We start from the raw sequence: 20303 nt of genomic DNA, 5'->3' as shown, positions 1-20303 counted from the left end.
GGGGACCCTTGTCCCCTTCGCCACCAGGGCGGAATCATGCTCGCCAATAGACTCGCCGGAGGAACGATGACTGGGCCGCGCATTTCCGTAGTCATTCCCGCGTATAACGAAGAATCAATGATCGGCGCCTGCCTGGACGCTCTCGAAAAGCAGTCCCGGCCCGCTGACGAGGTGATCGTCGTCGACAACAATTCAACGGACCGGACCGCCGATGTCCTGGCGGAATTCCGGGAACGGGTGATCGTGCTCCACGAGCCGCGTCAGGGTGTGCAGTTCGCCCGCGATCGGGGGATGAACGCGGCGACCGGTGACGTGATCGTGCGGATCGACGCGGACACCCGGCTGCCGGCCGGACACCTGGCCGGGGTGGAGGCCACGTTCGCCGATCCGCGGGTGGACGCGGCGACCGGTCCGGTGCACTACTACGACGTGACGATGCCGCGGGTGGTGGCCCGGGGTGACGCGCTGGTCCGGGGCATCTGGACGGTGCCGAACGGCCGCCTGGACTGGATCTTCGGCGCGAACATGGCGATCCGGCGGTCGACGTGGCGGGCGGTGTCGGCGGGGCTGTGCGCGGACGAGCGCTTCCACGAGGACCTGGACCTGGGTATGCATCTGCGGGCGGCCGGTCATACCGTGCGGTACGAGCGGCGGCTGACGGCCGGCACATCGTCCCGCCGGATAAAAGGGGATTACGCCGGGTTCCGGCACTACCTGCTGATGACCGAGCGGGGCTACGCCCAGCACATCGGGCGGCTGCGCCGGGGGTCGTACGCCCGCGCCTGGATGACCGCCCGGCTGCTACTGGTGATGTACCCGATGATGCGGTGGCTGCACACCAGTCACCATCGGCGGCACGGGCTCCCGGTGGTGGCGGCCCGCAAGAACCCGATGTCTACGCGGGCTTGACCTGCGGCGACGTGCCGGGGACGGCGGTCTGGGCGTGCAGTGCGGCGAGCGCCTGCCGGGCCTCGGTGACGCCCTGGGCGGTGAGGCGGTAGAACCGGCGGGCGGGCCGGCCCTGCGCGGCGGGGTCGATCTCCTCCCACCGGGCCTCGACCCAGCCGGCCGCCTGGAGGCGGTGCATGATCGGGTAGAGGCTGCCGCTGGCGAGCCCGGTGGCCTGCATGAGCTCCAGCCCGTACCGGTCGGCGCCGGGGTCGGCGAGCAGCGCGGCGAGTGTCCGCGCGGTCGGTACCGTGATCCGCATCCGGCAACTCTATCGGAACTCTACATAGGGTCAAGGCGCACCCCGGCGGGGACCGTGGACGACACCGCCCCCGTGACCACCGGCGCACGACACGTCGGCGTCCTCGGCGCGGAGGTGGGCTGCCAGGGTGAGGCGAGGCCCTGGACGGCCCTCCGGAGCAGGTGGCGAACGAGGTCGCCGAGACCATGACGGGGCCCGGTGCCGATATGGACAGGAGCACGGAGGTCGCGCGCTGAAGATGTCCAGTGCTTGACAAGAAAGTGACGGGCATCAACACTTCGAAACATTCCCCCGTAGCGTTAGCGCTAACATTTTCGGAGCTCCGATGCCTCGAATCCTCACCCGTGTCAGCACGGTTCTCGCCACCCTCGTCCTCGTCCTCACCGGCCTGTCCGCCCCGGCCAGCGCCCTCGACCCGTTCACCGGCTACCTGATGGCGCACTTCACCGGGGAGTCGGCCCGAGGTGAGCAGATCTACCTCGCGCACAGCAAGGACGGCCGCACCTGGACCGACCTGAACGCCGGCGGCCCGGTCCTGCTCTCCACCGTCGGTACCCAGGGCGTCCGCGATCCGGCGATCGTCCGCTCCCCCAACGGCGACAAGTACTGGATCATCGCGACCGATCTGCGGATCGCCGGCGGCACCTCGTGGGGCGACGCCTCCACCAGGGGCAGCAAGAGCCTGGTCGTCTGGGAGTCCACCAACCTGGTCACCTGGTCGGCGCCCCGCCTGATCAACGTGGCCGGCGGCATCTCCGGCGCCGGTGACGCGTGGGCGCCGGAGGCGATCTGGAACCCGGCCACCAACGACTACGTCATCTACTGGGCCACCAACTCACCGCTCAACGGCGTCACCAAACACCGCATCTGGTACGTCCGGACCAGCGACTTCCGCACCGTGACCGCGCCCCAGCTCTACATCGACAGGGGATCCGGCCAGGGCATCATCGACACCCAGATCGTCGAGGTGGCCAACAGCCTCGGTGGTTACCGCTACTACCGGGCGTCGGCCGACGGGCAGATCACCATCGAGGGCGCGAACTCGATCCTCGGCTCCTGGACCCGGATCGGCGACCTCCGGCACCTGGGCATCTCCAACGGCGCGACCGGCGGCAACGTGGTCGAGGGCCCGATGTGGGCGCAGACCAACGGGCAGAACGAGTGGCATCTCTGGCTGGACCAGTACGCCACCGGCCGCGGGTACATGCCGGTCCGCTCGACCAACCTGGGCAGCACCGCCAACTTCGCCACCCGCGGCGACTACAGCCTGGGCGGCACCCGGAAACGGCACGGGTCGATCCTGAACCTGACCGCCGCCGAGGAGAGCCGGGTGCTGGCCAAGTGGGGGCCGAACGCGGTGCTCAACCGGATCCAGTCGTACAACAACCAGACCAGGTACGTACGCCACTCGAACTTCGACGTCCGGATCGACGCGAACGTGAGCCCGGCCCAGGACGCCCAGTTCCGGGTCGTCCCCGGCCTGGCGAACAGTTCGGGGTACGTGTCGTTCGAGTCGGTCAACTACCCGGGCCACTACCTGCGGCACTACGCGTACGACGGGGTGCTCGCCGCCGACGACGGCACCGCGACGTTCGCCGCCGACGCCACGTTCAAGCAGGTGGCCGGGCTGGCGGACGGTTCGTGGGCGTCGTTCCAGTCGTACAACTACCCGACCCGCTATCTGCGGCACTACAACTATCTGCTGCGCGTCGACCCGATCAGCACCGCGACGGAGCGGGCCGACGCCACGTTCCGCGTCACCTCCTGAGGCATCGAACGGAGCGGGCCGACGCCACGTTCCGCGTCATCTCCTGAGGCATCGAGAGGGGTCGTCACCCGGCGGCCCCTCTTCCTTGTTGCTACTACCTTGCGGTGCAAGGTACCTTGTCGACGTGAGTGATGAAGCGGCTCTGACCACGGCTCTGCGCCGGGGCACCATCGAGTACTGCGTGCTCGCGCTTCTCGACAAGCGCGAGCTCTACGGCGTCGAGCTGGTGCAGCAGCTGAGCACCGGTCTCGGCATGACCACCAGCGAGGGGACGATGTACCCCCTGCTCTCTCGCCTGCGGCGCAACGGCCGGATCGCCACCACCTGGCGCGAGGCCCCGGCCGGGCCACCGCGGCGCTACTACACCCTGACTCCGGACGGCGAGGCGGCTCTCACCCACTTCCGCACCGAGTGGGTCACCTTTCGCAGCGGCGTCGACCGCATCCTCGGAACGGAGAAGTGATGATGATGACCGAGAGCGATCACCTGGTCGAGATTTACCTGGCGCGGGTGGACCAGGCCGCGATGCGGCTGCCGGCCGCCCGCCGCGAGGAGCTGGTCAGCGACTTGCGCGAGCACATCGCGATCGCGCGGGCCGAGACCGAGGAGGAGACCGAGGCCTCGATCCGGACCATCCTGGAGCGCCTCGGCGATCCGGAGAGCATCGTCGCCGCCGCCGACACCCAGACCGACCTGCCCCGGATGCCCCCGGCCCCGGCCTGGGCCCCGGCGCCCGTGCCCGCGCCGCGCCGGTCCGGCCTGCGGCCCGGCTGGATCGTGGCCATCGCGGTGGCCGTGGCCGGGGTGCTGGCGTTCTGCTTCCTGGCGCTGGCGCTGGCCCGCGGCGACAGCGGCGCGGAGATCGCGCCCATGCCGGCCGAGCCGGCCCAGACGGAGTTGCCGACCAGTGAGCCGTCCTGACCCCGGGGCAACCCTGATGATCGACTCGTAGGGTCTCGTCCGGGTTATTACGGATATGCGGAGCCGGTGACGGTTGGCAGGATTGAGGCGATTCTCGCCTTGGGGAGGCCAGTATGAGGTTCGCCCGTCCAGCCGCCGCCACCGCGTTCGCCGCCGCCCTGCTGCTCGCGGCCTGCGGATCACCCTCCGAGCCCACCGCCGCACCGGTGCCGGTGCCGATCAGCCCGCACGCCGGCCACAGTGCCGGTTCGGCGCCGCCGCCCAGTCCGTTACGGACCGGGGAGCGGTTCGTCGACGTCGGCCTGTCCGAGCCGTACTCCCCGGCCGCGCCGAACGGCGGCACCGATGAGTACCGGTGCTTTCTCGTCGACCCGAAACTGACCGAGCCGGCCTTCCTCACCGGCAGCCGCTTCCTCCCGCAGAACGCGGCGATCGTGCACCACGCGATCTTCTACCGGCTCGGCCCCGAGCAGGCGAAAGCCGCCGAGCAGGTCGACGCGAAGGAGGACGGCGAGGGCTGGACCTGCTTCGGCGACAGCGGCGTGCAGGGCGAGACCGCCTGGGTGGCGCACTGGGCGCCGGGCGCCGGCGAGACGCTGATGCCGGACGGGTTCGGCTTCGAGATGCCGCCCGGCAGCAAACTGGTCATGCAGGTGCACTACAACCTGCTCGGCGGCACCGGCGCGGACAGCTCCGGCATGCAGATGCGACTGTCCGCCGAGTCCGGGCTGAAGCCGCTGCGCACCGGGCTGTTCATGGCCCCGATCGAGCTGCCCTGTGAGCCCGGCGGCACCGGCCCGCTCTGTGACCGGGAGACCGCGATCGCCGACGTCGGCAAGCGGTTCGGCGCCGAGTCCGTCGAGACCGTTCAGGAACTCAACCAGTGGTGCAACGGCGGCAAGGCACCGAAACAGGGCGACACCCAGCACTGTGACCAGCCGATCTCGCGGGACGGCACGGTCTACATGGCCGCCGGGCACATGCACCTGCTGGGCCGGTCGATCAAGGTCGAGCTCAACCCCGGCACCGCCGAGGCGCAGACCATCCTCGACGTCCCGGAGTACAACTTCGACGAACAGGCCCTGACCCCGCTGAAAGAGCCGGTCACCATTACCAAGGGCGATGTCGTACGCGTGACGTGCTCCCACGACGCGACCCTCCGCAAGCGGCTCCCGCAGTTGCAGAGCCTCCCGCCGCGTTACGTGGTGTGGGGTGAGGGCACCAGCGACGAGATGTGTCTGGGAATCCTGGTCGTGGCACCGGCCGGATAAGTGGGTATGGGTAGGCCCATGACCGAGTACGGCATCCACGCCTCCCACGAGCAGATCTCCCCCGGCGCGCTCCTGGACGCGGTGATCGCGGCCGAGCGCGCCGGCTTCGACGCCGCGATGTGTTCCGACCATTTCTCACCGTGGAGCACCCGGCAGGGCCAGTCCGGTTTCGCCTGGTCCTGGCTGGGCGCCGCGCTCCAGGCGACGAACCTGTCGTTCGGGGTGGTGAACGCGCCCGGCCAGCGTTACCACCCGGCCATCATCGCCCAGGCGATCGGCACCCTGGGCAGCATGTACCCGGGCCGGTTCTGGGCCGCGCTGGGCTCCGGCGAGTTCAGCAACGAGCACATCACCGGTGAGAAGTGGCCCCGCAAGGAGGTCCGCGACGCCCGGCTGATCGAGTCGGTCGGTGTCATCCGGGACATGCTGGACGGCCAGGAGGTGTCCCGGGACGGCCTGATCACCGTCGACCGGGCCCGGCTGTGGACCCGCCCCGCCGTCGCTCCCCCGCTGATCGGCGCCGCGGTCAGCGTGAAGACCGCCCGTGCCTGCGCCGCCTGGGCCGACGGCCTGGTGACGGTGAACGCGCCGGAGGACCACCTGCGCGAGATGATCAGCGCCTACCGGGACGCCGGCGGCCGTGGCCCGATCTGCCTCCAGGTGCACCTGAGCTGGGCGCCCACCCAGCACGAGGCCGAGTCGATCGCGCACGACCAGTGGCGCAGCAACATCTTCGTGCCGCCGGTCTGCTGGGATCTGGCCACCGCCGAGGAGTTCGACGTGGTGTCCGAGAACGTCACCGTCGATCAGGTCGCCAAGGTGGTCAACATCTCCGCCGACCTGGAACAGCACGTCGAGTGGCTCCGGGGCTACGCCGACCTCGGTTTCGAGCGGATCTACCTGCACCACGTGGGCCAGGACCTGATGCCGTTCATCGAGACGTTCGCCAGCAAGGTGCTGCCCGAGCTGCGCTGACGCCTTACCCGGGCGTACGCAACAGGGGTAGCAGTTGATCTCCCTGCCGTTGGATCTCCGGCAGGTAGGGAGTGTCGGAGAGCACGAAGTGGGAGATGCCGAGGGCCCGGTACCGGTGTAGCGAGCGGGCCACCTCCGCGGCGGTGCCGACCAGCCAGGTGGTGGCCGCTCCGCCGCCGCCGTACCGGCCGGGGGTGGTGTAGAGGTTGCCGTCGAGGACCTCGCCGCGGGCGGTCAGGTCGAGGAGGCGCTGCTGGCCGACCGCCCCGGCGTGGATGTCCCGGTTCGGGGCGATCGCGCCGGCGGCCATCCGCGCCACCCGGGCCTCGGCGTCGGCCCACGCCTGCCCGGTGGTGTCCCGGATCAGTGTGGTGATCCGCAGACCGAATTCGAGCGGGGCGTGCTCGCGGCCGGTCTCGGCGCTGAGCCGGCGCAGGCGGTCGATGCGTTCGGCCACGTCGTCGAGCGGCTCGCCCCAGAAGAGCTGCACGTCGGCCTCGGCGGCGGCGACCCGTTCCGCGGCGGCCGAGGCGCCCCCGAAGTAGAGCCGGGGCGGGGTGGCCGGGCGGACCGCCAGGGTGGAGCCGGTGACCCGGTAGTGCTCGCCGTGAAAGGTGACGTCCGGTTCGGTCCAGAGCCGGCGGGTGACGTGCAGGAATTCGCGGGTCCGGGCGTACCGCCGCTCCGGATCGTCCTCGGTGTCGCCGTAGGCGGCCGTCCGGTCCCGGCCGGAGACGATGTTGACCAGCACCCGCCCGCCGGAGAGGTGATCGAGGGTGGCGGACGCGGCGGCGAAGTTCGCCGGATGCCAGTACCCGGGCCGGATCGCGATCAGCGGCCGGAACGTGCTGGTCCGGGCGGTCAGCGCGGTGGCCACGGTGAACGTGTCCGGCCGCCCCCACCCGGCGCCGAGCAGCGCGCCGTCCCAGCCGTGCCGTTCCAGGGCGAGCGCCTGCGCGGTCAGGGTGCCGAGGCTGTTGTGCCCATCGACGACGTCGTCGCCGCGGTGTCCGGGGTCGGCCTGGTTCGGGATGTACCAGAGCAGTTCGAGGCCCATCACATCTCCTATTCGACCTATCGAATTTGGAGCTTAACCGGAGAACTCTCAGAAAGCCCGCGCCGCCGACGATGCGCAACATGTGGACAGGCCGCCGAACCCCCCACCCGGCCGGGTCACCGCCGCATTCACCGGGCTGGCGGTCGCCGTCACGCTGGGCTACGTGCTCGGCAGCGCACCGGTCCGCAACGGGCTGATGCTGCTCACCGGGCTGCTGGCGGCGGTCGCCATCGCGGTCGGCCTGCGCCGGCACCGCGTCACCGCCCAGGGCCCCTGCCGCCTGGCGATCATCGCGCTGGCGCTGCTCAGCGTGACCAACACCGCCTGGCTGGTGACGTCACTGACACCCGGCAGCGGTCCCCCACCCGACATCCTGGTCATCCCACCCTTATTCGGCGGATACGTCTTCCTGCTCGCCGCCAGCCTGGCCATCGTGCTCCGGCACGCGCCCCGCGACACCAGCGGCACCCTCGACGCCGCGGTGTGGGGCATCGCCCTGGCCGCGCCGGTGTGGGAGTTCCTGTTCCGCCCCCGCCTGCTGCACCTCGGCGTCACCCTCTTCGGGCAGTTCCTGGTGCTCACCCAGCTCCTGGTGCTGCTCGGCATCTGCGGCTCGCTGCTCCGGGTGTCCCGCAGCAGCCCCGGACCGGCCCGGGCCAGCCTGCGTTTCCTCTACCTCGCCCTCGGCTTCACCATCCTCGGCATCGCCCTGGTCAACCTGGGCAACCCGGCCGAGAAGTCCCAGCTGCCGGCGCTGCTGTTCGCGGTCGGATACCTCGCGCTGGGTGCGGCCGGGCTGCACCCCAGCGTCAAACACCTCAGCGAGCCGGCGGTACGGGCCCAGCCCGCCACCCCCCGGTTCCAGCTCGGCCGGCTCGGCGCGGCACTCCTGCTGATCCCGCTCAGCGGCGGGCTCGCCCAACTGTTCGGGCAGCCCGCCGACGGCCTGCTGCTGACCATCGCGCCGCTGCTCAGCATCCCGCTGGTGCTGATCCGGATCGCCAAACTCCGGCAGGCCCTCATCCACCAGGCCACCCACGACGAACTGACCGGACTCGTCAACCGGCGGCACCTGTTCACCGTGATGCAGACGGCCATCGCCGCACACGCCGACGGCTCACCCGGCGACCTCGGCCTGATCTACTGCGACCTGAACGGCTTCAAACCGGTCAACGACGAACACGGCCACGAAGCCGGCGACGCCATCCTGCGCAGCACCGCCCGCCGCCTGGCCGAGACCGTCCACCCCGGCGACGTGGTCGCCCGCATCGGCGGGGACGAATTTCTCATTTTCGGTACGTCCACCGACCCCGTCTCGGTCCGGGCCCTCGCCGACCGGGTCGCCCGGGCCGTCGCCATGCCGGTCACCTGGTCCGGGCGCACGTTACGGGTGACCGCAGCCATCGGCACCGTCACCTGGACCGATCGTCGGGTGGTGCCCCCGGACGAGCTGCTCGCGGCCGCCGACGCCCGCATGTACGAACACAAACGGTCCCGCTCCGACCGGGCCGCCTGAGAACACCCGCTCGCTCTTTCAGGCTCCGCCGGTGAACGCCCGGACCAGGGTGATCACCGAGGCGGCGGCCAGGCCCCACAGCACCACCGGGCGGAACCGGGCCGGATCGGTCAGGTGGTTGAACAGCCGGTCGCCGGCCCACCAGCCGGCCGCGATCGCCGGCAGCCCGACCGCCGCGATCACCAGCGCGCCGGTGGTGAACTGCCCGGCCAGCACGAACCCGGCGATCCCGGCCGGCCCGACCACCACGAAGACCGCCGCCAGGGTGGCCCGGAACTGCCGCGGCGGCAACCCCATCGCACTGAACGCGGCGGCCATCGGCGGCCCGTTCACCCCGGTCGAGGTGGTCAGCACCCCGGACAGGAATCCGGCGGCCGCCACCGCGGGCCCACCGGCGGTGATCCGCAGCCCCCGCCAGATCGCGACGGCCCCGGCCAGCACACACAGGGCGATCAGAATCGTGAGAGTACCGGCGGGCAGCAGCGTGAGCAGCAGCAACCCGAACGGCAGCCCGGCCAGCCCGGCGATCAGCACCGTGCCGGCGGTGCGCTGCCGCACCTCGGCCCGGTCCTTCACCACCGCGAACAGGTTGATCACCGCGGCCAGCACGGTGGTTCCGACCACCGCGTCGACCGGTCCGGTCAACAGCCCGACCAGCGGAACCGCGAGCAGCGAGAACCCGAACCCGGTGGTGGCCTGGGCGAGAGCGGCCACCACGAGCACCGCCGCGACCCCGGCGAGGGTGGTCAATCGAACGCCCGCAGATGCCGCTGCCGGGCGGCGGCCAGGTGGGCGAGCATCGCGGCCTCGGCCCCGTCCGGATCCCCGCCGGCGATCGCCGCGGCCACCCGGCGGTGCTCGTCGAGGGTCGTGTCGGTCTCGGTGTACGGGAAATACAGCCGGTGGATGTGCAGGTGCGCGTGGAGCCGGGTGATGGCGTCCCGGAGCAGCGGGTTGCCCGCACCGGCCGCGACCACATCGTGGAACGTCGCGTCCCGGGCGGTGAACAGCGCGTGTGACCGGCGGCCGTCCTGCCCGTCCTCCGGCGCCGGGAACGGGATCGCGGCCTCGGCGGCGACGGCGGCCCGCTCGTCGGCGCCGGCCCGTTGCGCGGCCCAGCGGGCGGCCGGGCCCTCCAGCACCATGCGCATGTCGAACATCTGGCTGAACTCGTCCCGGGTGAGGAGGGGACTGACCGTGTACCCGGCGAGGGGGCGTTTGCGGACCAGGCCCTCGGACTCCAGCCGGGCCAGCGCCTCCCGGACCGGGGTGGGCGACACCTGGAGCTCCCGGGCCAGCGCGTCGATGTTGATCCGGTCCTCGGGCGCGAGCCGGTGTTCCAGGATGAGCGACTTCAGCGACTCGTGAACGTCGTCGCTGAGGACTGAGCGGCGGATCATTTTCCCTTCCCTGCCGGGTTGACGTACCGCATCGGCACCCACTAGACAGTTTCGTAGATCCTATAGGATCTACGAAAGGACCCGGGCCGTGGATCCGTTCGCAAGGGTGCCGCTGGGCGGCACCGATGTCACAGTGACCCGTCTCGGCATGGGCCTGGCGCCGATCGGTGGACTCTATGCCGCCGTCGGCGACCGCACCGCGGCGGCCGCCGTCGACGAGGCCTGGCGCCGGGGCGTGCGCTTCTTCGACACCGCCCCGCTCTACGGCGCCGGCCTGTCCGAACAACGCGCCGGAGCCGCCCTCCGAGGCCGCCCGCCCCAGAGCGCCGACCCCGACGGCTTCACCATCGCCACCAAGGTCGGACGCCGCATCCAAACGCCGGGACAGGGACGACTCAGCCCCACCGCGACAGAGGGCGGGGATGGGATGTGGGCGGAGAGCCGTGGGGATGCCGTCTGGGACTTCTCGGCCGAGGGGGTTCGGGAGTCGCACCGGGAGAGTCTGGAGCGGCTGGGGCTGGAGCGGGTGGACATTCTGCATCTGCATGACCCGGACGAGCACTTTCCGCAGGCTCTGGCCGAAGCCCTGCCCGTGCTCGCCGAGCTGAGGCGGGCGGGGACGGTTCGGGCCGTGTCGGCGGGGATGAACCAGTCGGCGATGCTCACCGAGTTCGCGCGTACCGGGCAATTCGATTGTTTTCTTCTTGCCGGCCGATATTCGCTGCTTGATCAGTCGGGGCTGGGTGATCTGCTGCCGGAGTGCCACCGGCGGGGCATCTCCGTGATCATCGGGGGTGTCTACAACTCGGGGATCCTGGCCGCTCCGGTGCCCGGCGCCACCTTCGGCTATCGGCCCGCCTCGCCGAAGATGCTGGCCCGGGCGCAGGCCATGGAGCGGGTGTGTGCCCGCTACGACGTGCCGCTCCGGGCCGCCGCGCTCCAGTTTCCGTGGGGGCATCCGGCGGTGGCTTCGGTGCTGGTCGGGATGCGGTCGCCGGAGGAGGCGGCGGACGCGGCGGCGATGGCCCGGGTCGTCATCCCGGGCGCGCTCTGGCGGGACCTGTCGGCGGCCTGGCTGCTGGACCCGGAGGTGCCGGTGCCGTGATCGACGCCCATCAGCATTTCTGGCGTGCCGACTATCCGTGGCTGCCGGACCGGCTGCGCCGGGACTACACACTTGCGGATCTGCGGCCGCATCTGGCCGCCACCGGTTTCACCCGGACGGTGCTGGTGGAGGCGGGATTGTGCACGGCGGCGGAGACTGCCGGATTCCTGGCGCTGGCGGCCGGCACCAGCGAGATCGCCGCGGTGGTCGGGTGGGCGTCGTTGTCCGATCCGGATCTGGCGGAGACTCTCGCGGCTCATCGCCGCGGGGCCGGGGGTTCGCTGCTGGCCGGGATTCGCGATCAGGTGCAGGCCGGTCCCGACGACTTCCTGGACCGGCCTGCGGTACGCGCGGGCCTGGCCACCGTGGCCGCCGGTGGTCTGGTGAACGAGCTGGTGGTCCGGCACGCCCAGCTGCCGTCGGTGGCCCGCGCCGCCGCCGCACTGCCGGAGTCGACGTTCGTGCTGGACCACCTGGGCAAACCGCCGATGGACGACCTGGGGCGCTGGCGGGAGCTGATCACGCCGGTGGCCGAGTGCCCGAACGTGGTGGCGAAGTTGTCCGGTCTGGTCACCGAGGTGGGCCCGGGGTGGACGGCGGAGGACTTGCGGCCGTTTGTGGAGACCGCTGTGGAGTTGTTCGGCCCGTACCGGCTGATGTTCGGCTCGGACTGGCCGGTGTGTGAGCTGGTCGCCACCTATGAGCAGGTGGCGGCGGTGATGACGGCGATCCTGGGCGGACGGCCGGCCGGGATCTTCGGGCGCAACGCGGCCCGTGTCTACCTCGATGGGAGCGGTAGTTGAGATATCTGCGGGTGGGTCCGCCCGGTGCGGAACGGCCGGTTCTGAAGTCCGGGGGTTCGCTCCACGACCTGTCCCCGGTGACCGCCGACATCGATGCGGCGTTCCTGGCCGCCGGTGGGTTCCGCGGGGATCCGTCGGAGCTGCCGCCGGCTGATGTGGACGGTGGCCGGGTGGGCCCGCCGATCGCCCGGCCGGGGGTGATCCTCTGTGTCGGGCAGAACTACGCGGCGCACGCGGCCGAGTCCGGGGCGCCACCACCGGCCGAGCCGATCGTCTTCTACAAGGCGCCGAACACCATCGTCGGCCCGGAGGACGACATCGTGCTGCCGCGCGGTTCGAGCCGCACCGACTGGGAGGTGGAGCTGGGCGTGGTGATCGGCCGTACCGCCCGCTATCTCTCCTCACCGGAGGAGGGCCTGGCCTGTGTCGCCGGGTTCGTGGTGGTGAACGACGTGTCGGAGCGGGAGTTCCAGCTGGACCGCTCGGGTGGGCAGTGGTCGAAGGGCAAGTCGTGTGAGACGTTCAATCCGCTCGGGCCGGAGCTGGTCACCCCGGACGAGGTGACGTTCCCGCTGCGGCTGCGGTCGTGGGTGAACGGGGAGCCGCGGCAGGACTCCGGCACCGCCGACATGATCTTCGACGTGGGGTTCCTGATCTGGCATCTGTCCCAGTTCACCGTGCTGGACCCGGGCGATCTGATCAACACCGGGACACCGCAGGGGGTGGCGCTGTCCGGCCGGTTCCCGTACCTGAAGCCGGGTGACGTGGTGGAGACCGAGATCGAGGGCCTGGGGCGGCAGCGCAGCGGGGTGGTCAAGGGATGAGGGTCGCCTCGGTGTCCACCCACGACATCCGGTTCCCGACGTCGCGCACCCTGGACGGCTCCGACGCGATGAACCCGGACCCCGACTATTCGGCAGCCTATGTCGTGATGACGGCGGACGACGGCGCGGAGGGGCACGGCTTCACCTTCACCATCGGCCGGGGCAACGAGGTCTGCCGGGCGGCCCTGGACGCCCTGGCCCCGCTGATCATCGGCGCCGACCTGTCGGACATGGGGGAATTCTCGCGCCGGCTCACCCACGACTCCCAGATCCGCTGGCTCGGCCCGGAGAAGGGGGTGATGCACCTGGCCGCCGCCGCGGTGATCAACGCGGCCTGGGACCTGATCGCCACCCGGCGGGGAAAACCGCTGTGGCAGCTGTTGTCCGAATCGTCCCCGGACGAGCTCGTCGATCTGGTCGACTTCCGCTACCTCACCGACGCGATCACCCCGGCCGCCGCCCGTGACCTGCTCACCGAAGCGCTTCCCGGCCGCGAGCAGCGGGCTGCGCACATCAGGGAGACCGGGTATCCGGCGTACACCACATCGGCGGGCTGGCTCGGCTACCCCGACGAGAAGATCGAGAGGCTGGCGCGGGAGGCCGTCGCGGCCGGGTTCCGGCAGATCAAACTCAAGGTCGGTGCGGACCTGACCGATGACGTACGCCGTCTGGCGCTCGCCCGGGCGGTGGTCGGTCCCGGCATCCGGATCGCCGTGGACGCCAACCAGCGGTGGGGGGTGTCCGAGGCGATCGCATGGATGACCGCGCTGGCCCCGTACGACCCGTGGTGGATCGAGGAACCGACCAGCCCGGACGACATCCTGGGTCATGCCGCGATCCGCCGGGGGCTGTCGGCGGCGGGGCCGGGCGGCGGGCCGATCCGGGTGGCGACCGGGGAGCATGTGCCGAACCGGATCGTGTTCAAACAGCTGTTGCAGGCCGGCGCCGTCGACGTCGTGCAACTGGACGCGTGCCGGGTGGCCGGGGTGAACGAGAACATCGCGATCCTGCTGCTGGCCGCCCACTTCGGCACGCCGGTCTGCCCGCACGCCGGTGGGGTGGGCCTGTGCGAGGCGGTCCAGCATCTGTCCTTCTTCGACTACGTGGCGGTGTCCGGGACGCTCGACGACCGGGTCATCGAGTACGTGGACCACCTGCACGAACACTTCACCGACCCGGTCGTGATCGAGCGGGGCGCCTACCGGGCCCCGTCGGCGGCCGGCTTCTCGACCCGGATGCGGCCGGAGTCGCTGCGCCGGTACGCGTACCCGGAGGGGGCGGCATGGAGCTGACCGGTTTTGTCGCGGCGATCACCGGCGGCGGCTCGGGCATCGGGGCGGCCACCGCCCGGCGGCTGTCACTGGCCGGCGCCGAGGTCGGGATCCTCGACCTGAATCCGTCGTCCGGGCACTTCATCAAGTGTGACGTGGCGGACGGCGGCTCGCTGGACGCGGCGATGCGGGAGCTGGCGGACACGTACGGCGGCGTCGATTTTCTGATCAACAGCGCCGGGATCAGCGCGGTCGGCACGGTCGAGGACAACGGCGACGCCGAGTGGGCCCGGGTCCTCGACGTGAACGTGACCGGGATCGCCCGTGCCTCCCGGGCCGCGCTGCCCTACCTGCGGCGCAGCCGGAGTCCGGTGATCGTGAACCTGTCGTCGATCGCGGCCACCGCCGGGCTGGTGCAGCGGGCGCTCTACTCGGCGTCCAAGGGGGCGGTGCACGCGCTCACCCTGTCGATGGCCGCCGACCTGGTCGGTGACGGGATCCGGGTGTGCTGTGTGGCACCGGGCACGGTGGACACCCCGTGGGTGGGGCGGCTGCTGGCGCGGACCGATGATCCGGAGGGTGAGAAGGCGCGGCTCGCGGCGCGACAGCCGACCGGGCGCCTGGTCAGTGCGGACGAGGTGGCCGCGGCCATCCAATACCTGGTCAGCCCGTCGGCCGGCGCCACCACCGGGATGTCGCTCGCGGTGGACGGGGGCATGTCGGGCCTGCGGCTCCCCCGGTGAGAGTCCCCCGTGGACCTGATCAGCCCGCCAGCTGATCAGGTCCCGGCGGATCCCAGCCCCCCGGTGGAACCCACCGGACGAAGTTAATCCGGAGTCCGCGCCGGGGTCGTCAGCCCGGAGGTGGACAACGGGGTAAACCCCTGTAGTAGACGGCGTCCCCCACCGGACGGACGATCTTCCGCGAACTACCGGCTAAGGTGCGTCGATGCAGGTCAAGCCGATGCTCGCGGACGGGGCGCTGGCCGTCGCCATGTCCGTGGTCAGCCTGCTGCTCGCCCAGGAGACGCCGGTCGCGCAGTGGCAGCCGTTCGACGTGTGGGCGGTGCTGCTCACCCTGGCCGTCACCCTGCCGCTGACGTGGCGGCGGCAGGCCCCCGAGGCCACCATGCTGTGGGCGCACGCGGTCTGGTTCGTCTACGTGAGTCTCGACTACTGGCCACTCGTCATCGCGTACCCGATGCTGGTGTTCTGCTACACCGTCGCGGCGGTGGGCGCCCGCTGGGCCCCACCCACCGCGGTGGTGCTCGGCGCGGTCGTCTGGATCTACGGCGGCTGGATCACCCCCGGCTCGTCGATGGCCAGCGTGATCGGGCAGGGCCTGGCGATCCCGGTGGTGGTGTGGTGGATCGGGCACGGCGCCCGGCAGCTGGAGGTGACCAACCGGCGGCTCGCCGAGGCCACCGAGGAGCTGCGGCGCGGGCAGGCCGACCTGGCCCGGCGGGTGGTCGTCGACGAGCGGGTGCGGATCGCCCGGGAACTGCACGACGTGGTCGCCCACCACATGTCGGTGATCTCGGTGCAGGCCGGGCTGGCCCGCTATGTGCTGCGCTCCGACCCGGAGACCGCGCACGGCGCCCTGGACGCGGTGCTCACCACCAGCACCGAGGCGCTCGACGAGCTGCGCCGGATGCTCGGGCTGCTGCGGCTCGGGCGGGAGGCCGACGAACCCGACACCCGGCAGCCGCTGCCCGGCCTGGAGGGGCTGCCCGACCTGACCGCCCGGGTGGCCGGCGCCGGGCTGCCGGTGACGCTCGACGTCGAGGGGACTGCACGGCCACTGCCCCAGGGCATCGCCCTGACCGCGTACCGGATCGTCCAGGAGTCCCTGACCAACGCGATCAAGCATGCCGGCCCGGCCCGCGCGGTGGTGCTGGTCCGGTTCGAGGCGGAGGCGCTGACCATCACGGTGACCGACGACGGCCCCGGGAACACGACGGCTCCGGCACCGGGTGGTGGGCACGGGCTGATCGGGCTGCGCGAACGGGCCGCGCTCTACGGCGGAACCCTGACGAGCGGTCCACACGGGACACGGGGCTTCCGGGTGTCCGCTAGGCTGCCATACCCGCAGTCCTGAAGGGAGCCGACGTGACCAGCGTGCTCGTCGTCGACGACCAGGACCTGATCCGGGCCGGGCTGGTCGCGCTGATCCACGCCGCCCCCGGGCTGGAGGTCGCCGGGGAGGCCGCCGACGGGCTCACCGCGGTCGCCGTCGCCGCCCGGACCCGGCCGGACGTGGTGCTGATGGACATCCGGATGCCCGGCCTGGACGGGGTGGCCGCCACCGAGCGGATCCTCGCCGGCGCCGCCGGCCGCACCCGGATCCTGGTGCTGACCACCTTCGACCTCGACGAATACGTGTACGCCGCCCTGCGTAACGGGGCCAGCGGATTCCTGCTCAAGGACATCAGCCCGGAACGCCTGATCCAGGCCATCCACACCACCGCGTCCGGCGACATGATCTTCGCGCCGAGTGTGACCCGGCGGCTGATCGAGGCGTACACCCGCGGTGGTTCCCCGGCCGGGCCGCCGGATCTGCTGGCCACCCTCACCGGGCGGGAGCTGGAGGTGCTGCGGCTGGTCGCCACCGGGCGGTCCAACGCCGACATCGCCGCCGACCTGACCCTCGGTGAGGCCACCGTGAAAACCCACCTCAATCGGGTGATGACCAAGCTCGGGCTGTCCAGCCGGGCACAGGCGGTGGTCACCGCGTACGAGTCGGGCCTGGTGGTGCCGGGGACGGGTTGACCCGTCCCCGGCACCTCCCCTACTCGCGGATCGCCTCGACGCGGACCACCGCGCCGGGCGGGGCCGGCGGCACCAGCGTGCCGTCGATCCGCTCACCGTCCACCAGCAGGTGCGTCACCCGGCCGGTGCCGCGGACGGTGATCTCGTAGGTGGCCCCGCGGAACGCGCGCGTCGCCGCGAACCCCGGCCAGTCGCCCGGCAGCACCGGGTCGATCCGCAGGCCGGCGAAGTCCGGGCGGATGCCCAGGATCCACTGGGTGATCGCCACGAAGTTCCACGCGGCGGTGCCGGTCAGCCAGGAGTTCTTGGCCTCGCCGTGGGTCGGCGCGTCCTTGCCGGCGATCATCTGGGCGTAGACGTACGGCTCGGTCCGGTGCACGTCGCTGATCTCTTCGCGCGCCGACGGGTTGATCCGGCGGTAGTAGTCGTACGCCCGGTCGCCGTTGCCCACCATCGTCTCGGCGATCATGATCCACGGGTTGGTGTGGCAGAAGATGCCACCGTTCTCCTTGTAGCCCGGCGGGTACGAGGAGATCTCCCCCAGCTCGATCCGGTAACTGGAGTAGGCCGGCTGCTGCAGCACGATGCCGTGCGGGGTGGCCAGCCGCTCGGCCACACTGTCCAGCGCCTTGCCGGCCAGCCCGTCGTCCAGGCCCACCCCACCCAGCACGCAGATGCCCTGCGGCTCGATGAAGATCTGGCCCTCGTCGTTCTCGCCGGAGCCGATCACGTTGCCGTAGAAGTCGTACGCCCGGCGGAACCAGGCGCCGTCCCAGCCGTGCTCGGTGATCGTCCCGGACATCTTCTCCGCCGCCGCCCGGTAGACCGCCTCCTCGCCCTCGTTCCCGCGCAGGCCCGCGATCACCGCCAGCTCCTTGGCCGCCAGCACGAACAGACCGGCGATGAACACCGACTCGGCGACCCCGCCGGACGCGTTCTCGGTGGTCTGGAACGGCTCGCCCGGAGTGTCGGAGAAGCAGTTGAGGTTGAGGCAGTCGTTCCAGTCGGCCCGGCCGATCATCGGCAGCCCGTGCGGGCCCAGCCGGTCCAGGGTGTACTTCAGGGACCGCTGCAGGTGCTCGTAGAGGGTGACCTCGCTGCCCGGCCGGTTGTCGAACGGCACCCGCTCGTCCAGGAACGTGTGGTCGCCGGTCTCCTTCAGATAGGCCGCCACCCCCAGGATCAGCCACAGCGGGTCGTCGTTGAAACCGTCGCCGATGTCGTTGTTCCCGCGCTTGGTCAGCGGCTGGTACTGGTGGTACGCGCCGCCGTCCTCCTTCTGGGTGGCCGCGATGTCCAGGATGCGTTCCCGGGCCCGCTGCGGGATCATGTGCACGAAGCCGAGCAGGTCCTGGTTGGAGTCCCGGAAGCCCATGCCGCGGCCGATGCCGGACTCGTAGAACGACGTGGACCGGCTCAGGTTGAACGTCGCCATGCACTGGTAGGCGTTCCACACGTTGACCATGCGGTTGGTGTCGCCGTCCGGGGTGCGCACGGTCAGGTTCCCGAGCAGCTGATCCCAGTAGGCGCGCAGGTCGTCGAAGCCGCGCTGGACCTGGGCCGGGTCCAGCCACTTCTCGATCACCGGGCGGACCCGCGTCTTGTTGATCGTCTGGGAGCCCGGCGGGTCGAACTTGTCGTCCTTGGGGTTCTCCGCGTAGCCCAGCACGAAGATCACCTCGCGGGTCTCCCCCGGCGCCAGGCTGACCTTCACATGGTGGCTGCCGATCGGCTGCCAGCCGTGCGCGATCTCGTCCCGGGCGGCACCGGTCTCGACGACGATCGGGCGGTCCCAGCCCCGGTAGGGGCCGAGGAAGGTCTCCCGCTGGGTGTCGAAGCCCTTCAGGTCGTCGGTCGCCGACGTGGCGAAGTAGGCGAAGTGGTCGCGCCGTTCGCGATACTCGGTCTTGTGGTAGATGACGCCGTCGACCACCTCGACCTGGCCGGTGTTGAAATTACGCTGGTAGTTGGTGGCGTCATCCTGGGCGTCCCAGAGACAGAACTCCACAGACGAAAAAAGCGACAATTCCGCATTTTCCGTACGATCGTTGGATACGCGCACTCGCCAGACCTCAAGCGTCTCGTTGAGGGGTGCGAAGTACAGCGTCTCGGCTCGGATTCCACCCCGGGACGACGCGATCTTCGTATACGAGAGGCCATGCCGGCACTCGTAGTCGTCGAGTTCCCGCTCCGGGGTCGGCTGCCAGGACGGCGACCAGTAGTCGCCGGTGGCGTCGTCCCGCACATAGACGTAGCGGCCGCCCAGATCGAGCGGCGCGTTGTTGTAGCGGTAACGGGTCAGCCGCCGCAGCCGGGCGTCACGGTAGAACGAGTAGCCACCGCCCGTGTTGGACACGATCCCGAAATAGGCGTCAGTGCCGAGGTAGTTGATCCACGGCAGTGGCGTGTCCGGCCGATCGATGACGTACTCGCGCTGCTCATCGTCGAATTGCCCGTAGCGCAACAGGTCCTCCCGCGTCGCCGTCGTAGCCACCGGCCCTCCGCCGGTCGGCGTGGGAGCACTTTTGGGAGCGCTCCCATACCGCTCATTTTACCGCCCGGACACCTTCTTGGGACCAGTCCGAAAAGCCCCTTCCGCCGCCGGGCCGCCACGCCTCTCACACAACACACTTCAGTACTCAGGCATACTGAAGGTAGATAACATTGACGGTGTGACCTATCGCCTTGAAATCGTCACCGAGGTACGAGACTGGCTTCATCAGCTTCGCCGAACCGATCGGATAAGCGCCATGCTGGTCGGCCAGGCGATCACCGCGCTGCTCGAAGAAGGCCCCAGCCTCGGAAGGCCATTGGTCGATCGGATCAAGGGGTCGCGCCTGCACAACCTGAAGGAACTCCGGCCCGGATCGACCCGGACGACAGAGATGCGAATATTGTTCGTCTTCGACCCCGGCCGTAATGTGGTTCTCCTGGTCGCCGGTGACAAGGCCGGGCAATGGACCGCCTGGTACCGGCAGGCGATCCCTCTCGCCGAGTCGAGGTTCGCGACCTACCTGAAGGAGAAGGAACAGCCATGAGCAGTACCCATGGGTATGACCGTGACAGTTTCCTCGCCGAGTTCTTCCCCGATGACATGGACCGCGCCGAGGTCGAGGCCGGGGCCCAGGCGCTCATCAACGTGAGCCGTGCCCATCGGCTCGCCGAGATGCGCAAACGTCTCGGTCTGACGCAGGCCGAAGTGGCCGAGCGGATGAACGTGCGGCAGGAGCGGGTCTCCGCCATCGAACGAGCCAAAGTCGACGCAGGCGAACTGCGAACCCTCGCCGCCTACATCGCTGCCCTCGGTGGCCGAATGGAGATCGTCGCCGATTTCGGCGGCGAAAGGCTGGTGGTGGGCTGACCCGCCGGCCCGACTCGTGGCCGGTCGTTTCACGGCACCGGTCCGGTGCCGTG

The 20303-nt window shown here is 70.6% G+C and carries 21 protein-coding genes; 16 read left to right on the top strand and 5 right to left on the bottom strand.

Features of this window, described 5'->3' with window-relative positions:
* The first annotated feature begins 36 nt into the window (after positions 1 to 36).
* A complete protein-coding gene (locus tag ACQ0O7_RS32430) occupies positions 37 to 909 on the top strand; it encodes a glycosyltransferase (protein WP_430787748.1) in 873 nt (290 codons plus the stop codon).
* Here ACQ0O7_RS32430 and ACQ0O7_RS32425 read toward each other — a convergent pair.
* Positions 896 to 1210, bottom strand: coding sequence for a PadR family transcriptional regulator (locus tag ACQ0O7_RS32425; RefSeq protein ID WP_430787746.1), 315 nt, complete (start codon positions 1208 to 1210; stop codon positions 896 to 898). The genes ACQ0O7_RS32430 and ACQ0O7_RS32425 overlap by 14 nt on opposite strands.
* Before the next feature lie 325 nt (positions 1211 to 1535).
* Here ACQ0O7_RS32425 and ACQ0O7_RS32420 point away from each other — a divergent pair, with 325 nt between their 5' ends.
* The 5 genes from ACQ0O7_RS32420 to ACQ0O7_RS32400 all read left to right on the top strand — a co-directional run bounded on the left by ACQ0O7_RS32420 (position 1536) and on the right by ACQ0O7_RS32400 (position 6145).
* Positions 1536 to 2978: a glycoside hydrolase family 43 protein gene (locus tag ACQ0O7_RS32420; RefSeq protein ID WP_430787744.1), complete on the top strand. Its 1443-nt coding sequence runs from the start codon at positions 1536 to 1538 to the stop codon at positions 2976 to 2978.
* Between the two features lie 124 nt (positions 2979 to 3102).
* Positions 3103 to 3441, top strand: a complete 339-nt coding sequence (locus tag ACQ0O7_RS32415; protein WP_430787742.1) for a PadR family transcriptional regulator — start codon at positions 3103 to 3105, stop codon at positions 3439 to 3441.
* A complete protein-coding gene (locus ACQ0O7_RS32410) occupies positions 3441 to 3899 on the top strand; it encodes an HAAS signaling domain-containing protein (RefSeq protein WP_430787740.1) in 459 nt (152 codons plus the stop codon). Before ACQ0O7_RS32415 ends, ACQ0O7_RS32410 begins: the two co-directional genes overlap by 1 nt.
* A gap of 113 nt (positions 3900 to 4012) precedes the next feature.
* The gene (locus tag ACQ0O7_RS32405; protein WP_430787738.1) at positions 4013 to 5170 is read left to right on the top strand and encodes a monooxygenase; all 1158 of its coding nucleotides are present in this window, start codon (positions 4013 to 4015) and stop codon (positions 5168 to 5170) included.
* A gap of 18 nt (positions 5171 to 5188) precedes the next feature.
* Positions 5189 to 6145 (top strand): TIGR03885 family FMN-dependent LLM class oxidoreductase, encoded by a 957-nt coding sequence (locus ACQ0O7_RS32400; RefSeq protein ID WP_430787736.1) that lies wholly within the window; start codon positions 5189 to 5191, stop codon positions 6143 to 6145.
* A gap of 4 nt (positions 6146 to 6149) precedes the next feature.
* On the opposite strand, the gene ACQ0O7_RS32395 is transcribed toward ACQ0O7_RS32400, so the two are convergent.
* Positions 6150 to 7202, bottom strand: a complete 1053-nt coding sequence (locus tag ACQ0O7_RS32395; protein WP_430787734.1) for an LLM class flavin-dependent oxidoreductase — start codon at positions 7200 to 7202, stop codon at positions 6150 to 6152.
* A gap of 82 nt (positions 7203 to 7284) precedes the next feature.
* Between ACQ0O7_RS32395 and ACQ0O7_RS32390 the strand changes: the two genes are divergently transcribed.
* Positions 7285 to 8718: a GGDEF domain-containing protein gene (locus tag ACQ0O7_RS32390; RefSeq protein WP_430787732.1), complete on the top strand. Its 1434-nt coding sequence runs from the start codon at positions 7285 to 7287 to the stop codon at positions 8716 to 8718.
* A gap of 18 nt (positions 8719 to 8736) precedes the next feature.
* On the opposite strand, the gene ACQ0O7_RS32385 is transcribed toward ACQ0O7_RS32390, so the two are convergent.
* Together ACQ0O7_RS32385 and ACQ0O7_RS32380 are read right to left on the bottom strand one after the other, a co-directional pair.
* Complete coding sequence (locus ACQ0O7_RS32385; RefSeq protein WP_430787730.1) at positions 8737 to 9468, bottom strand: TSUP family transporter; 732 nt, start codon at positions 9466 to 9468, stop codon at positions 8737 to 8739.
* Positions 9465 to 10118, bottom strand: a complete 654-nt coding sequence (locus ACQ0O7_RS32380) for a GntR family transcriptional regulator (protein WP_430787728.1) — start codon at positions 10116 to 10118, stop codon at positions 9465 to 9467. Before ACQ0O7_RS32380 ends, ACQ0O7_RS32385 begins: the two co-directional genes overlap by 4 nt.
* An 88-nt stretch (positions 10119 to 10206) precedes the next feature.
* On the opposite strand from ACQ0O7_RS32380, the gene ACQ0O7_RS32375 reads away from it, so the two are divergent.
* The 7 genes from ACQ0O7_RS32375 to ACQ0O7_RS32345 all read left to right on the top strand — a co-directional run bounded on the left by ACQ0O7_RS32375 (position 10207) and on the right by ACQ0O7_RS32345 (position 16889).
* Entirely contained in the window at positions 10207 to 11223 is a 1017-nt protein-coding gene (locus tag ACQ0O7_RS32375) for an aldo/keto reductase (RefSeq protein WP_430787726.1), read from the top strand.
* Positions 11220 to 12026, top strand: a complete 807-nt coding sequence (locus ACQ0O7_RS32370; protein ID WP_430787724.1) for an amidohydrolase family protein — start codon at positions 11220 to 11222, stop codon at positions 12024 to 12026. The genes ACQ0O7_RS32375 and ACQ0O7_RS32370 overlap by 4 nt, the downstream gene beginning before the upstream one ends.
* Complete coding sequence (locus tag ACQ0O7_RS32365) at positions 12023 to 12850, top strand: fumarylacetoacetate hydrolase family protein (RefSeq protein WP_430787722.1); 828 nt, start codon at positions 12023 to 12025, stop codon at positions 12848 to 12850. The genes ACQ0O7_RS32370 and ACQ0O7_RS32365 overlap by 4 nt, the downstream gene beginning before the upstream one ends.
* The gene (locus tag ACQ0O7_RS32360; RefSeq protein ID WP_430787720.1) at positions 12847 to 14142 is read left to right on the top strand and encodes an enolase C-terminal domain-like protein; all 1296 of its coding nucleotides are present in this window, start codon (positions 12847 to 12849) and stop codon (positions 14140 to 14142) included. Before ACQ0O7_RS32365 ends, ACQ0O7_RS32360 begins: the two co-directional genes overlap by 4 nt.
* Complete coding sequence (locus ACQ0O7_RS32355; protein WP_430787718.1) at positions 14133 to 14864, top strand: SDR family NAD(P)-dependent oxidoreductase; 732 nt, start codon at positions 14133 to 14135, stop codon at positions 14862 to 14864. Before ACQ0O7_RS32360 ends, ACQ0O7_RS32355 begins: the two co-directional genes overlap by 10 nt.
* A 205-nt stretch (positions 14865 to 15069) precedes the next feature.
* Entirely contained in the window at positions 15070 to 16218 is a 1149-nt protein-coding gene (locus ACQ0O7_RS32350) for a sensor histidine kinase (RefSeq protein ID WP_430787716.1), read from the top strand.
* An 11-nt stretch (positions 16219 to 16229) separates the two neighbouring features.
* Positions 16230 to 16889, top strand: a complete 660-nt coding sequence (locus tag ACQ0O7_RS32345) for a response regulator (RefSeq protein WP_430787714.1) — start codon at positions 16230 to 16232, stop codon at positions 16887 to 16889.
* Between the two features lie 19 nt (positions 16890 to 16908).
* On the opposite strand, the gene ACQ0O7_RS32340 is transcribed toward ACQ0O7_RS32345, so the two are convergent.
* Positions 16909 to 19383: a GH36-type glycosyl hydrolase domain-containing protein gene (locus ACQ0O7_RS32340; RefSeq protein WP_430787712.1), complete on the bottom strand. Its 2475-nt coding sequence runs from the start codon at positions 19381 to 19383 to the stop codon at positions 16909 to 16911.
* A 178-nt stretch (positions 19384 to 19561) separates the two neighbouring features.
* Between ACQ0O7_RS32340 and ACQ0O7_RS32335 the strand changes: the two genes are divergently transcribed.
* The gene (locus tag ACQ0O7_RS32335; RefSeq protein ID WP_430787710.1) at positions 19562 to 19927 is read left to right on the top strand and encodes a type II toxin-antitoxin system RelE/ParE family toxin; all 366 of its coding nucleotides are present in this window, start codon (positions 19562 to 19564) and stop codon (positions 19925 to 19927) included.
* Complete coding sequence (locus ACQ0O7_RS32330) at positions 19924 to 20250, top strand: XRE family transcriptional regulator (protein WP_430787708.1); 327 nt, start codon at positions 19924 to 19926, stop codon at positions 20248 to 20250. Before ACQ0O7_RS32335 ends, ACQ0O7_RS32330 begins: the two co-directional genes overlap by 4 nt.
* Positions 20251 to 20303: the final 53 nt, after the last annotated feature.

The sequence above is a fragment of the Actinoplanes sp. G11-F43 genome, from assembly GCF_050589265.1.
Lineage (GTDB): Bacteria > Actinomycetota > Actinomycetes > Mycobacteriales > Micromonosporaceae > Actinoplanes.
Note: the sequence above shows the minus strand (reverse complement) of the source record. Positions and strands in the feature narration are given on the sequence as shown.